18 protein-coding genes are annotated in these 14,436 nt (G+C 41.1%); 17 read left to right on the top strand and 1 reads right to left on the bottom strand.

The genetic code is table 11. The features are described 5' to 3' along the window. Window positions 1-5: 5 nt before the first annotated feature. The 17 genes from NVS78_RS06810 to NVS78_RS06730 all read left to right on the top strand — a co-directional run bounded on the left by NVS78_RS06810 (window position 6) and on the right by NVS78_RS06730 (window position 12,630). The gene (locus NVS78_RS06810) at window positions 6-863 is read left to right on the top strand and encodes a hypothetical protein (protein ID WP_286358513.1); all 858 of its coding nucleotides are present in this window, start codon (window positions 6-8) and stop codon (window positions 861-863) included. A 19-nt stretch (window positions 864-882) separates the two neighbouring features. Further along, entirely contained in the window at window positions 883-1,311 is a 429-nt protein-coding gene (locus NVS78_RS06805) for a hypothetical protein (protein ID WP_286358512.1), read from the top strand. Window positions 1,312-1,553: 242 nt separating this feature from the next. Further along, window positions 1,554-1,814 carry a hypothetical protein gene (locus NVS78_RS06800; protein ID WP_286358511.1) on the top strand — a complete coding sequence of 87 codons (261 nt, stop codon included), beginning with the start codon at window positions 1,554-1,556 and terminating at the stop codon, window positions 1,812-1,814. 1 nt (window position 1,815) lies between these two features. Beyond that, entirely contained in the window at window positions 1,816-2,988 is a 1,173-nt protein-coding gene (locus NVS78_RS06795) for a DUF2586 family protein (RefSeq protein ID WP_110688327.1), read from the top strand. 4 nt (window positions 2,989-2,992) lie between these two features. Continuing rightward, window positions 2,993-3,424, top strand: coding sequence for a hypothetical protein (locus NVS78_RS06790; RefSeq protein WP_237143264.1), 432 nt, complete (start codon window positions 2,993-2,995; stop codon window positions 3,422-3,424). 36 nt (window positions 3,425-3,460) lie between these two features. Then, a complete protein-coding gene (locus NVS78_RS06785) occupies window positions 3,461-3,754 on the top strand; it encodes a hypothetical protein (protein WP_110688325.1) in 294 nt (97 codons plus the stop codon). Window positions 3,755-3,931: 177 nt separating this feature from the next. Continuing rightward, window positions 3,932-6,556, top strand: a complete 2,625-nt coding sequence (locus NVS78_RS06780; protein WP_286358510.1) for a phage tail tape measure protein — start codon at window positions 3,932-3,934, stop codon at window positions 6,554-6,556. Further along, entirely contained in the window at window positions 6,553-7,170 is a 618-nt protein-coding gene (locus NVS78_RS06775) for a DUF6046 domain-containing protein (protein WP_286358509.1), read from the top strand. The genes NVS78_RS06780 and NVS78_RS06775 overlap by 4 nt, the downstream gene beginning before the upstream one ends. A gap of 7 nt (window positions 7,171-7,177) precedes the next feature. Beyond that, window positions 7,178-8,131 (top strand): hypothetical protein, encoded by a 954-nt coding sequence (locus NVS78_RS06770; RefSeq protein WP_110688322.1) that lies wholly within the window; start codon window positions 7,178-7,180, stop codon window positions 8,129-8,131. 3 nt (window positions 8,132-8,134) lie between these two features. Beyond that, window positions 8,135-8,674, top strand: a complete 540-nt coding sequence (locus tag NVS78_RS06765) for a hypothetical protein (RefSeq protein WP_110688321.1) — start codon at window positions 8,135-8,137, stop codon at window positions 8,672-8,674. Window positions 8,675-8,679: 5 nt separating this feature from the next. Continuing rightward, on the top strand, window positions 8,680-8,904 hold the full coding sequence (locus tag NVS78_RS06760; RefSeq protein WP_110688320.1) for a hypothetical protein: 225 nt from the start codon (window positions 8,680-8,682) through the stop codon (window positions 8,902-8,904). Continuing rightward, window positions 8,901-9,203, top strand: coding sequence for a hypothetical protein (locus tag NVS78_RS06755; protein ID WP_286358508.1), 303 nt, complete (start codon window positions 8,901-8,903; stop codon window positions 9,201-9,203). The genes NVS78_RS06760 and NVS78_RS06755 overlap by 4 nt, the downstream gene beginning before the upstream one ends. Next, entirely contained in the window at window positions 9,184-9,468 is a 285-nt protein-coding gene (locus tag NVS78_RS06750) for a hypothetical protein (RefSeq protein WP_110688318.1), read from the top strand. The genes NVS78_RS06755 and NVS78_RS06750 overlap by 20 nt, the downstream gene beginning before the upstream one ends. A gap of 2 nt (window positions 9,469-9,470) precedes the next feature. After that, window positions 9,471-10,277 carry a hypothetical protein gene (locus NVS78_RS06745; protein ID WP_110688317.1) on the top strand — a complete coding sequence of 269 codons (807 nt, stop codon included), beginning with the start codon at window positions 9,471-9,473 and terminating at the stop codon, window positions 10,275-10,277. After that, entirely contained in the window at window positions 10,274-10,750 is a 477-nt protein-coding gene (locus tag NVS78_RS06740) for a hypothetical protein (protein ID WP_110688316.1), read from the top strand. Before NVS78_RS06745 ends, NVS78_RS06740 begins: the two co-directional genes overlap by 4 nt. A 913-nt stretch (window positions 10,751-11,663) precedes the next feature. Next, a complete protein-coding gene (locus NVS78_RS06735) occupies window positions 11,664-12,098 on the top strand; it encodes a gp53-like domain-containing protein (RefSeq protein WP_286358507.1) in 435 nt (144 codons plus the stop codon). 16 nt (window positions 12,099-12,114) lie between these two features. Then, complete coding sequence (locus NVS78_RS06730; RefSeq protein WP_110688314.1) at window positions 12,115-12,630, top strand: DUF4376 domain-containing protein; 516 nt, start codon at window positions 12,115-12,117, stop codon at window positions 12,628-12,630. A gap of 609 nt (window positions 12,631-13,239) precedes the next feature. Here the strand turns inward: NVS78_RS06730 and NVS78_RS06725 are convergent. Continuing rightward, a complete protein-coding gene (locus tag NVS78_RS06725) occupies window positions 13,240-14,310 on the bottom strand; it encodes an HPP family protein (protein WP_434802124.1) in 1,071 nt (356 codons plus the stop codon). Between the last annotated feature and the right edge of the window lie 126 nt (window positions 14,311-14,436).

The raw sequence follows: 14,436 nt of genomic DNA, 5'->3' as shown, positions 1-14,436 counted from the left end.
AAAATATGGCTATTGAAAGAGAGCTCTGGCTCACAATGATTAAAGAAGGACTTGTCCCGGACACATCGTTTTTATCCCGATCCGTTGACATGAGCGAATTTGTAGACGCAAATAAACTGAATCTCGCCGAGGCCGGGGTCGATCCCGAGGTATTGATCGACAACGATGTTTTCCCGGTTCCCTCGGAACAACGTGAAGATATCCCGAAGGAATTATTATTGCACACGTTCGACACGAAAAACACGATCGTGCGGAATATCGAGGAAAAAGAAAGTTCCTATTCCAAGATGGAAAGTGTCGTGCGCTCACACCGGAATGCACTCATCAAGAAAACGTCCGCTTTTGCCGCCCATAACTGGTGTCCGACAAAAGAAGGGGAATTTACTCCCGTTATCGCTAGCAACGGGGCCGTTAACGCCTCCGGGGTAAAAAAAGTAAGTTTTGAAGACTTCCTGCAAATGGAAGCAAAATTCAGGGCGTTAGATGTCGACATGAACTCGCTCGTGGCAGTATTAAACCCCGTGCACCTCGCCGACCTTATGGCCGAGGACATGAAACTTTACAAGGAAGTCTTATCTTCCCGTAAACTGTTTAGTTTCTCGCTATTCTCGTATAGCGGTTTGCCGTTTTTTGACACCACTACCGGGCAGAAAAAAGCGTTAGGAGCGGCCAAGGGCGAGAATGACACGCAAGCATCGCTGTGCTACTGTGACACGGAAGTTTGCCGAGCCTCGGGAAACATGGATGTTTTCGTGAAATATAAAGACCCGGATCAAAGAGGTGACGTTATCGGCTATCAACAGCGATTTACCGCTTTACCGATTCGGGGAAAATACACCGGGGCAATTTACTCGGGAAAATAGAAATTACAAATTAAAAAGTATGTGGATAGATATTCTACAATGGGCCCTGCCTTCCGGGCTTGCCGGGGCTATAACGTGGATTGTAAACAAGCGACAACGCAAAATTCAATCGGATAAAGCGATAAACGAGGCTTACGAGAATCTATCCACGACTTTAAAAAACCAGAGCGATGACATTAAAAATTTATACAGGGAACTCGGGCTTGTTCGCCGTGCCGTCGAGAGGCGTAATATTTGTCGTTATTACGCTATTTGTCCTGTTGATGCAGAGTTGCGGGGCCAAAAAGGTTCTAAAGGAATACAAGCAAGTGTTAACGGACAGCGTGATCGAGAAAACGGAGATAACCCGGGAACCCGTGATAGTTCCCCCGGCACAAGTAGACCTCCGCCTCGCTATCAAAGACGTGATGAAACTACCACCCGGGGCGGTGTTTCAAAAAAAAGATAAACAAGCAGCCGTTAAAATCGAGTACCGGGACAGCATTGTCTATATCACGTCAACTTGTGACAGCCTAGAATTACTCGTTGAAAGCAAAAACCGGGAAATTGCCCGGCTCCGTTCTACCGCTAGCGAGAAACAAATTATAGAAAAAACACCCGTTTTCCAACGCTTAAAAAATGACTTGTTTTTTATTGTCGTGGGAATAATTCTAACATACATCATACGAATAATCAAAACAACACGTGTACATGAAAGAGAATGAAACAATAGAACCGGGAGAAATTACCACTCCGGTAAACAAAGAGCAAACGGACAAGAATAAAACCGGGAAAACAAAAACGAGAATCTCGATTCTCGTAGAAAAATACGCAAAAGCTTACCCGAGAGAGAAAGTATTTCACGTTACATCCGATATGCAGGTATTCTTGTCAAAAGACAAGAATCTAGCGGAGTTACATCAAAGAAGCCTCGATAAAGAGGAAAATCTACAAACCATTAAAGTGAAGTAAAATGGGATTATCAGACGTGAATATAATGCTGGAAAACGGTAATCTCGGCCGTGGTGCAACAACTACCGACGGGGTCGCCGGACTTATCTTAACAGGTAAAGCAGTTCCAGATAAAACCGAGTTAAACAAAGTTTATCAACTTTCATCCACTCGAGACCTCGTGACACGTGGCATAACCGAGGAAAATAACCCACTTGTTTACAAGGACATAACGGCTTTTTACTCTAAAGCGGGTGACGGGGCGGAATTATACTTGCTTATCGTCGCCGAGGCAACAACCTTAACACAGGTATGTAGCAGTGAAGCGGATAGTCCATTAAGAAAATTAATAGACCATGCCAAGGGACGAATCCGGCTAGTTGGAATAAATAAAATTCCACCTGCCGAGTATGTATCTGACACGGAAACAACCGGAATTGATAAAGATGTTGTAACAGCGGCAGCGGCAGTACAGGAATTAGCCGAGAGTTACACGAAACAAGTAAACCCGTTCCGGGTATTACTCCCGGCTCTCGCTTGGACGGGTAGCACGGAGAATCTATTCAAACCACGCGAGGGAAGTTATAACCGTGTCGCCTTTGTTATGGCGGCTGACACGGTTGAAAGTGCGGCAATAGGACAAGTTTTAGGACGTGCCGCTTCAATTCCTGTTAATTACTCGATTGCCCGAGTAAAAAGCGGGGCGATTGCCGTTAATGGCTATTTGACAAACGGGAAATCCCCGGAAGAATGTGCCGGAACACTCGAGGCGTTAAATGATGCCGGTTATATAATTTATCGCACGTTTACCGGGAAAAATGGATATTACCTGAATGACGATTGCATGGCCGCTCCCCTCTCGGATGATTACAGTAACCTGAATTTGGGGCGCGTAATTGATAAAGCAATCTTGTTAGCTTACTCGGCGTATATTGACGAGATACAGGATAATGTACTAGTAGATGAAGCCGGGCAATTACCGGGGTACTTGTGTACCTATTTCGAGGGAAATATAAACAATGCCATAGCGACAAAAATGCAGGGAGAAATAAGCGACTTCGAATCATACATCGATCCGGATCAGAATATTCTTTCCACGTCTCGCATGAATGTAGCGTGCAAAATAGTGCCAAACGGCATTTTACGTGAGATTAATGTTACACTCGGGTTTAACAATCCCGCTATAAAACAATAACATCATGGTTAGAATTAATAACAAAGAATACGCTTGGGGAGACATTATCGTAACGTTATTCGGGCGTCCTGTTACTGGAATAACGGGAATCGAGTACAAAACAAAAAAAGCGAAAGAAGCTAAATTCGGGTCTGGCCGTCACGCAAAAAGTATTCAACACGGGAAACGGGAGATCGAGGGAACAATAACCTTGATGCAAAGTGAAATTATCGCTTTAAATCAGGCTGCCCGGCAAAAAGGATACAAGGACATTTTAGATGTTGACTTCGATATTCTTGTTTCCTACATGGATGGCGTGGCCATAACAACGGACAAAATTGTTTGCGTGTCTATTTCCGAGCTACCCGCAGGCATGAAAGAAGGCGACACGCAATCAGAACACGCGCTACCGTTTCTGGCACTTGACATCGATTACGATGTCACCGCTACCGTTTAAATACCATTTAATTACTCTTTAAAAACGAATTAAACAATGGAAAAACTAACACGAAAACAAGTTGAAGAATTAAAAGCGAAACACGGTGAAATTTTCGAGGTAAAGATTGAAGATAAAATTTGCTACTTGAAAAAACCAACTCGAAAAGTGTTATCGGCAGCCGCCACGGTCGGACAAAAAGACCCGTTAAAATATAACGAGATAATTTTAACCAACTGTTGGATTACCGGCGACGAGGAAATAAAAACAGATGATGCTTTATTTTTGGGTGTTTCTGGTGTTCTCTCAGAAATTATAGAGATAAAGGAGGCCACCCTAAAAAAGCTATAAGCGAGGCCGGGTTAGGAAAAAACAGTTGGCTAATAGAAGCGAACGCCCTGATCCGGGCTCATCTTCATCTAAACCCGGACGAGCTATCCGACGAGGAATGGAGCGAATATGTCTACATGTCAATCTGGATAGAAAACAGGTATTTTGAAAAACTTTCCAAAATTTTAGGCGGGTAAAATGGCAGCAACTTACGAGTATATCATCAGTTTACAAGATAAAGTTTCCGGCACGATGAAACGTGTTGCCGGAACCTCCGAGGTTACGATCACTCGCCTAAACTCCCTCGCAAACAAGGCGAAAACCTTAAACGAGACTACCTCCGATCTTGGAAATAATATCTTTAACCTTAAACAAAAGATAGACCTTTTAAAGCAAGAAAAAGAACTTATTGACCCTTCTAATCTAAAACTAATAAAACAATATAACAGGGAAATAAGCGGGTTAGAAAAACAGGTTTCCCGGTTAGATAATGCCGGGAAAAGTGGCAAACTGAAAAAGTATTTAAACGATGTCGGGGGAATGCTTAAAGGTATTATCGCTCCCGTGTTAGGGGCTGCCGCTTTCACTTTCACGGGAAAAGAGGCAATGAATTTCTCGGAAGGCATGGCTAAAGTAAATATAACCGCCCAGCTTGACGAGAAAGGTTTAAACGGTTTAAAAAGTAAACTAAAACAAATCGCCAAGGAGAACAAAGCGGATATAACGGTTGTACCAAACGGTTTCGAGAAGATTATTTCTCAAACAGGCGAAGTCGAATCTTCCCTGCAAATCCTAAACGCTTCACTAAAAGGAAGCAAGGCCGGGTTTGTTGACTTGGACACGGTAACGGGAGCTCTAGCACAAACCCTCTCAATCGTCGGGACAAAAAACGCCACGGCTCAGGAAATTTTAGACACGTTCTTTGCCGCTAAACGTGTCGGGGCGGGAGAATTTAAAGACTTCGCGCAATACATGCCGGGACTTATCGCCGGGGCCGATGCCCTCGGGGTTAATTACAAAAATGTTGCCGGGATTTTTGCCTACATGACGGGAAAAGGTCAGGACGCAGCTAGAGCATCCGTGTTAATGTCTAACATGTTCGCCTCCATGAGTAAAACGGACATAACTAAAAACTTAGCAAAAGCGGGAGTAAAAATATTCGATGCACAAGGCAAAATGCGAGGAATCGTCTCTATTTTTAGAGACCTCGGCGGGGTAATGGCCGGGATGAATGACGAGCAAAAAACCACTTTTCTCGAAAAAATTGGGATCGTGGATAAAGAAGCGAAATCTGCATTTGCCATCATGGGAGCCGATATCGAAAAACTATCCACGGCGATGGACGCCACGGCGAACGCTACCGGGGAAACGGTAGCGGCTTTGGAATTTTCCAAAAACCCGGTACAAAAAGCCACGGAATTATGGAACCAGTTTAAAGCTATCGGTTTACAGGTTGGGGAAATTGTCCTCCCGGTAATTTGCGTCGGTATTGATTTGCTTGGAACTATATTAAATAGAATAGGTGCTATCATAAACGGGATAATCTCGTTTTTTTCCGGGTGGATAGGTTACTTGCAAGAAGGCAACCCGCTAGCGTGGGGATTAACGTCAGCTCTAGGGGCTTTAACAATAGCTCTTGCCGCTTACGAGCTATGGACTGCTCGGGCCATCTTAATAACGAAAGCAAAAGTTTTGTGGGACGGGATCGTGGCGGTGGCTACCGGGGGATGGACAACAATGCAATGGGCGTTGAATGCCGCCCTTTACGCTTGTCCCCTCGCGTGGATAGTTGCCCTCGTGATCGGCCTTATTGCCGCTATCGTGGCCTGCTGCTCCAAGGTGCAAGGTTGGGGCAAACAATGGGATGTTATCGTCAATTTCATGAAAAACATTTGGGAACTTTTCGTTGAAACTTTCAAATTTCAATGGAACACCCTCGCGAACGGTTTCATGCTCGGTTTAGACACGATCAAACTAGGCTGGTACAAGTTTAAAGAAGCCGTCGGTTTAGGCAATTCAAACGAGAATCAAAAGATGATCCAAAAAATTAACGGGGACATGGAAAACCGAAAACAGGCGATCATTGACGGGGCAAAACGGGTAAAAGAATTAACAGAGAAAACAAAAAATTCTCTAACATGGGAGTTATCCCTGCAAAAGCAAGATAAAGACACGAAACCGGGAAAAGAAGGAACTTTTTCTCCCTCTATACCGGGTAAACAACCCGCTATAAATTTTGACAACTTGATCGGGAAATTAAACGGGAAAACAGGAAAAGGAAAAACTATCGACTTGAACAAAATTAACACGGATTATAAAGGCTCAACGTCATACGCCGCTATCACGGAACGCCTATCCCCCGTGAAATTGCAGGGTATCAAAACAGACAACAAAATGAATAAAGCGACTGAATTATCAAAAGCCGCTACCGGGAAAACACTTGTTGACAACACGAATTACGAGGAAAAAGAAAATTTATTGAAATCAATTAATTTAAATGTCTCTAGTATTTCAAACGCCATGGCTTCAACATTATCAGGGATAACGAAGATCGCTGTTTCCGTGGCCAGTATCGCCTTATTATGTGGAACTTTCACGAAAACAGAAAACTCAAAATTAGCACCGGAATTCCCGTCTATCTCGGGTTCTTTTTCACGTGAAGAGAAATTCCACGAGACAAGAAATTCCCGGAACATTTATTTTGATAAATACTGCGATCAGGTCGTTATTAACATTCAAAATACCGATCAACAAGGTATAAACGAGATCGAGGAAAAAATACAACAAACTCTAACAAGCATTTTTGACAATTACGAGGTATGAGACACAAGTACAATATTCCAGACCTACTAACAAGTATAATCGGGCACAGGGGACTCCCTTTTCCCGGTTCTTTCCTCCCCTCTCTTTCCAGAACTGGAAAAAGAGAAGAATATGAACTTAGCCCGGAAGCCTCGACCCGTGAAGAATACGTTAAAGGTACTCGTTTATACGCCAAAGACTCGCTCGGGAGGTGGTATTTTATGCCCGTGTCACTTAAACACCCGTCTATTCAATCTGAAAATAACATGTTTGAATTGGACTATGCCGTTATATCCGTGACCGGAAAAAAGAATATTATTGAAACCCCACTAACCGGGCGAAAAGGTTCTGTTAAAGAACTTATCAGCATGGGAGACTATAAAATATCAATAGCGGCTTTCATACAAGGAGAAAACGGAAAATACCCGGAAGAAAAAATAACACGGTTAAGAGATATAATAAATATTAACGAAACGATAGAGCTAATCTCCGCTTTTACCGATTTATTACTTGATCTCGAGGACAAGGTTGTCATAACAGATTTTAGTTTTCCTTCAACTCCCGGTGTCGAAGACGGGCAAGCGGTAAAAATTGAACTAGTCACGGATAGGGCTTTTGAACTAACATTACAATAAAACGATCATGTACACGTTTTGCAGCAAAATAGAGATAGGAGGAAAGATTTTCGGGGGTGTAAACAACGTCCGAATAAAACGATCGATACATGAACTCGGGGCAACTGCCACGATTAAAGTACCGGTTACGGCCGTGTTAAAGCAACAAGGAAAACCGGTTGCCGCCATAGAAACGGCAAAGGTAATAAAAACGGGAGACATCGTATTAATTAAACTCGGGTATAATAATAATTATAACGTTGAATTTAAAGGATATGTAAAACAATTAAATTTAAAAACACCACTTGAAATCATCTGCGAGGACTCTTTTTACTTGTGTCGGAAAAAGAGTGTTACATTCTCGGGCAAAACAACCCTTGCCAAAGTTCTACAAACTTGCGGGCTAGAAATCGGGCATGTCGTAACTTTAACCCTAGATAGTTTTCAGGTTCCGAACAAACCCGTTTCTTGGGTCTTAGGCAAGTTAAAAACTGCCTATGGATTATCTATATTCTTCGATTTATCCGGGAAGATATACGCCTCTGAACCTTTTAAAGTACAAGGAGAAACTGTAAAATACAAACTTCGGGAAAACGTCATTAAGGATGACGATTTAAAGTTTCAAAAAGCCGAAGACGTCAAATTAAAGATTAAGGCTACTTGTATATACCGGGATGGGACAAAAGTAGAGGCAACCGCCGGAAACGAGGAGGGAACTGAAAAGAAACTATATTTCTATGATGTTAAAGATCAAAACGAATTAGCGGCTTTAGCTAAAGCAGAATTGAAAAGGCATAGTTATGATGGTTACACGGGGAAAATACAAACGTTTCTGTTCCCGTATGCAGCACCTACCATGATAGCGGAAATAAACGACGAGCAATACAAGGAACGAGACGGGCGTTATTATATAGAAAGCGTTGAGACAACTTTCGGCACGAACGGGGCACGTCGAGTTGTCGAAATCGGGATAAAAGTTTAAAAGATGAGTAAAGAAATTGATAACCTAAGACAATTATTTAACGAGCGTCTCCGGCAATCTGGAACAATAAATTTCTACGGGGAAGTGATTGCCGTGAACGAAACTACTCGAACTTGTACAGTAGAAATGAATAACATTCATTACGAAAATATTTTATTATACTCCATTGAAAAATCTGATTTAAAAGGTTTCGTGATGATCCCGGAGATTGGAAGTATTGTTCTGGTTAGCAAAATCATGGACGAACGTTATTTCGTTTCCATGTTTTCAGAAATAAGTAAAATCATCTATACCGTTTCAAATATTATTATCCAAACTTCTGAAGAAGGGTGCACTATAAAAGCTAATGATTCTATAATTAAAACAACCCCGGGAGGGATAACTATCGACAAAGGAAAATCTGGATTAAAAAAGACGCTAAACGATCTTTTAGACGCTATAATGAAATTAACAGTCTCAACGGCCGTGGGCCCATCATCCGTGCCAATTAATAATCCAGAATTTTTAAAAATAAAACAGGATTTGGTAAACTATTTAGAATAAACAATATGGCACTTGAAAAAGCAACTATAAAAAAAGAAATAAAAACAGCTTTTGTCACGGTAATGAACCAACAAGAAGACAGAGAGGACGCAATTGACAAGGTTGCAGACAAAATAGCGGATGCGGTTATAAATGCCATTAAAAGCGTGCAAATCGATTATGTAACTGGCCTAGTTGCCCCCCCAACCGGTGGGACGGTGACCGGAAAATTTAACTATATTATTTCATGATGGTTACAGATATTACACAAACCCAAGATGGGGATATAGAATTCAATTCTGGCGATCTGATTTATTCAGAATCCACCGGGCAACATCAACGAGATATTCTTCTTGCCGATAAAGGACATTATAAAGAATTTCCAACGTTGGGAGTTGGAACAATAAACTATCTAAACGACACGGAACCGGAAAACTTTTTACGAACCGTTCGGAAAGAATACACGGCAGACGGCATGAAAGTAAAGAATATCAAAATCATTAACGATGAATTAACGATTGAAGCTGAATATGAAAGTAATAATAGTTAAACAGAATCAGACAATCTTCGATCTCGCTATCGAAAATTACGGTTCTTGCGAGGCAATATCAGAAATTTTAAATAATAATCCAAATATCCGTAACGACAAAACGGCTCTAACAGCTTTAGGTATAAACTACCTGACAGATGGAGCGTTTTATCTCGACGCCCCGGTAGAACCCGGGTTTGAATTACAAGTAAACCCTGATAGCCAATTTATAAAAACGAGTGTAACTAAAGAGATTACTAACGAGGTAACAACTTTTAATTTATAACAATGGCACGTGCGATTTTACAGATACAGAACGACATTATAACAGACTTGCAAAAATCTGGTTTAAAATTATCAGCCTCAAAAGTAGCCGAATGGAGGCTGTGGACGTATGTCGAGGCCTCCGCCATACACGCTTTCGAGGTCATCCTCGATTTATTTCGTAAAGAGGTAAACGAGGCAACAAATAAAATAACCCCCGGAACCGTGCGTTGGTACGCTGAAATGTGTTACAGGTTTCAAAATGAACACGAGTTACTTTTCGATAAAAAAACTGCGATGCTTTATTATGCAACCGAAGATGAATCTGCACGAATTATCAAGATTGTCGCGATATCAGAAAAGCAAAATAAATTAACAATCAAGGCCGCAAAAATTGATTCAAGCGGTAAAATCATTCCCCTGTCTCTATCCGAAAAATATAATTTCTCGGGATATATTGACGCGATAAAATTCGCTGGAGTAACCACGGAGATAATATCTACAAGCGAGGATAAAGTACGATATAATATATCAGTCTGGTTTGACCCGGCAATACCTAATACTCTCGTTCGTTCAAACGTCCTAGCGGCTCTCGACGATTTTAAAAAAAATCTTGGATTCGATAGTATGATATATTCACAAAAACTTGTTGATGCTGTAATGTCCGCGGAAGGTGTTATCACTTGCGAGCTGGTTTCCATTGAACGACAAGGAGTATCAGATTCAATATTCAAAACAATAAAAGTGGTAGCGGAGTTAGAAAGTGGATATTTTGAATACTCGAGTGATTCTGAACTCAATCTCTACTCAATTAAAGAACTTCAACAATGACACCAAATATAAATATATACAATCTGGTTAGGCAACTTCTACCTCCCCATAAACGGCAAATAGTCCGATTAACACTATTACGCTCGTTCTTAAACCCGTTAAAATACCTGTTTGATGACTTTTACAAATGGAGAGACAACACGAGAATGATGTTAAATGTAAACAGTCAGGTAAAAATTTTTGAAGGTTATTTGCGGAAAAAATATAACCAACCGATAGCGATTAAAATTATAACATTCGCGGATGGATTGCTGTTAGTTGGGTTAGAACGTGAGGGGATCACGATGATGCCTCAGATCGGCAATCAGTATGAATTTTTTACAAGTATTCCCCTGACCGGAGAGATCAGGGAACAATTCGGAAATGCTGACTTTATTGTTTATATCCCTCCCGAGGTCGATATCAATCTGGTTCAGGCTGAAATAGAGAATTACAAGCAGGCATTAGTTAAATATAAAATCATTCAAAACTAAATGATATGAAAAGACATATTCAAGTACCGGGAGTCAGGAAGTGGGCAGGGGAAGATTTTATCGATCTCCAAAAAGAACCCCTGAACGTAATTGATTCGTTTTTTGAAAAATACGGGAATTGCGTGATAAAAGGGTGTGAAGTTTCAGTAGCGAATAATGGCATGTATAATGTATCACCCGGGTATGTTGCTTTATCCGGGATAGATCAAGACGGAAATAACACTTTTAAAGTTGTACCATTTTCCGGAAAAAATGAAGTTACTTTACCGTTATATCTAACATTAGCTTATAATGTTATAGACCGGGAATACGCAGATAATAAAGTCAAACCTATCGCATATAACTTCTACGCTCAGGCTTCCGTGATTCAACCGTCAGAGGGCAAATTTTTAGAAATAGGAACATCCGAAGTAAGACAATTTGTTGATGCTATTCATCTAACAGAAAAATTAGACAAAACAGGGAATGGCCGGGATGTTACGGTGACATTTTCTCAGGAAACAGAACGAAATAATATAGAATCAGGAGAAAAATTGTCTATATTATGGGGAAAGGTATGTAAATGGTTTGTTGATTTAAAAAAGATCGCTTTTACCGGGGCTGCTTCGGATATTATCGAAGACGCAACACATCGATTCGTTACAGACACGGAAAAAACAACGTGGAACGGGAAAGCGGCGAGTAGTCACACTCATCCCGCTTCACAAGTAACAGAGGAAACGAATAAACGCTTCATGACAGATGCCGAACGTTCAAAATTATCTGGTATTGCAGCCGGAGCAAATGCCTACACTCACCCGGNGCAACGCATCGATTCGTTACAGACACGGAAAAAACAACGTGGAACGGGAAAGCGGCGAGTAGTCACACTCATCCCGCTTCACAAGTAACAGAGACCACGGATAAACGTTTCATGACAGATGCTGAACGTTCAAAATTATCTGGTATTGCAGCCGGGGCAAACGCCTACACTCACCCGGCCAGCCATCCCGCATCAATGATTACGCCAGACGCAACACATCGATTCGTTACAGACACGGAAAAAACAACGTGGAACGCAAAGGCGAACAATACTCTTTCAAATGTAACTCTCGTAAAATCACTAGGTTCTAACGGGTATTATAAAGCTCCAGACGGCCTGATAATCCAGTGGGGAGTTTTCTCTATTAAAGCCGTTCCGCATACGTTGTCAACATCATTCAGCAATACAAATTATAAAATAGCTGTTGCATTTCAATACTATAATAACAATGTAACGTCTGTAAAACCGTATTCGGCTTCTAAAATTACAGTAGAGGGAGGGCCTACTGCTGATGTTAACATAATGTATATCGCTGTCGGTTATTAACTTATAAATTTATATTATGAAATATTGGAAAGAAGGATTCTACGACACGCCAATTGAGGGGTGCATTGAAATCTCTGAAGAGCATTATTATGCACTTCTTGCCGGGCAGGAGGAAGGAAAGATAATAATTTCAGACCAGAATGATTATCCGGTATTGGTATACCCTCCAGCACACGAAAAAGATAAAAAATTGGCTCAACTCACCGAGTTTGACAGATCAACAGAAATAAACTCTTTCACTATACAAGGTGTTCAGATGTGGATTGATAAAGAAACTCGCACGGGTCTAAAGTTAAGATTCGACGCTGAAATTGCGGCCGGTAAAACAACAACAACGCTGTGGTATGGTACAACGCAAATACAATTACCTCTTAATGTAGCACAACAAATGTTGTTTTCGCTCGAGGTATACGCTTCCGAATGTTTCGATCGTACACAAGCCCATAGAGCCGCCATTTTAACTCTCGAAACTGACGAGGCCATAAAAGCTTATGATTTTAAAACCGGCTACCCTGATAAATTGGTATTATAATTCTATTATTTAAATGCAGAAACCCTTTCGATTTCTGCATTTAAAATTTGTACAAATCGTTTTTTAAAAATGTACTTTTCGATTTGTCGATTATATATAAGGGTATAAGGGGCAAAACGAAAAGTGTAAATTTTAAACGTAGAAAGCTTCTCGACTTCCGCATTTTAATAATAAAGTTATAATTCCAATTGTTCAGGATGCAGTTTTATAAAAAATCCGCAAATATTTCTTGCGGATTCTATTTTCCACGCTCTAAGCGTCATTATTTTACAAAATAATGGATCGTTGTATAAACAATACCAAAACCGAGTATGTCAAATGATTTGATTTTTTTTTTCCAATGTATCTTATCCTCCTCTTCTCCGGGTTCAAAACATTACTTCGAACTGTGGCAAACCACGGGTAATTAACCGATATTACACGCAAAAACAATCCTCATAGGCACCCCTTTCCGCTATTGGTTCGTAACTGAAAGAACTGTACGTCGACGATTTTCTGTTTTTACCAAAACATCGATGAATGCACCGATCACATAACATCAACGTACACTATAAAATTACGATTTTTTCCTCACAAAAACAAATATCCGAGCCTCGCTTTGATCTTCTGCTATGCTTCTGTCTCTCTGACAACCCTTTTCCCTGCTTTCTTCTTACGCACCCGATGCAAATAGGTCGGAAGCATACATACGATTAAATGAGATTTCGGCCATTTATAGCATTTCAAAAAAAACAACATCGCCACACCTATAAACACCGCTGTTCCCACGGCAATTTGGAAAGGAAACCATAACAGATCTTTCGCGGGAATAATCATGGGTATCAAAGCGACAGCTCCGGCAGGAGCAAAAAACTTACCGGACAATTCAAACAAAGTGAATAGACAAAGAAACAACACACAAGCAATCATGCTTTCCGGCAATTCCCATAAAACATAGCCGACAAACTGACATACGGTTCCTAACACGGCAGCCGTGACCAACAACAAATAGATTTGAAGCGGACGATTTCTGAATCCGGATTTCGAGTTGGCAAATTCAACATAAGTTACAACCAAAGGAGGCAATATACAGTAGAGATTCGACGTATATATCGGAAAAAACGCGATAATCATCCAGGAAAGCAACAACATTCCCCATCTGACGCTCTCTCTCTTTCGATCCTTCCCGACCGGAACATGAATAATCTTTTTTCGAAGTCCGTATTTTTCCATTACACCTTGTCCGATAACAAGTATCAAAGACATAACCGACACCGCTACAGGATAAACCCAACTCTCTGTTTGTAGCACAACCGGCAACATACAAGCCGATAGTAACGGTATCAGACTGGCTCGCATCAATAGTAGGATCGCGGCAGCAAAAGAGAAAGCCAATGCCAGATTCACCATTAAAGGCAACGCGGAATAGCGCACAAGCACAACACCAAAAGTAGCCCCCGACGTCATCATCACGATCATAGCAATCCGCCCCACCTGCCATACCCGTTTGTCAACGATCCACATTCCGATGGCAAGGGCTGCCATCTCCGGGAAGATAATCTCTTTTTCCCCAAAAAACTCGGCCACTCCGACCATTGCCAAAATCATCAGCAATGCGGCCAAATAACGTTTTCGATCAGAAACATCGGAAAATACCGCTTTTCCCTTTTTTCCCGGAAATGTCGATTCATTTTGACCCATATCCCATTTTTTCATGACAGATCGTCAAAAGTACTATTTTTCATCCAAAAATAGTACAGAAAACAAGAATCATCCGTCTAATTTTCCAGTCGTTCTTTTAATTCGTATATTTATGAGAAAATTAAT

The organism is Gabonibacter chumensis, assembly GCF_024741215.1.
Classification (GTDB): Bacteria; Bacteroidota; Bacteroidia; order Bacteroidales; family Marinifilaceae; genus Gabonibacter; species Gabonibacter massiliensis.
The sequence above is the reverse complement of the archived record's forward strand: the minus strand, read 5'-3'. Positions and strand labels throughout refer to the sequence as shown.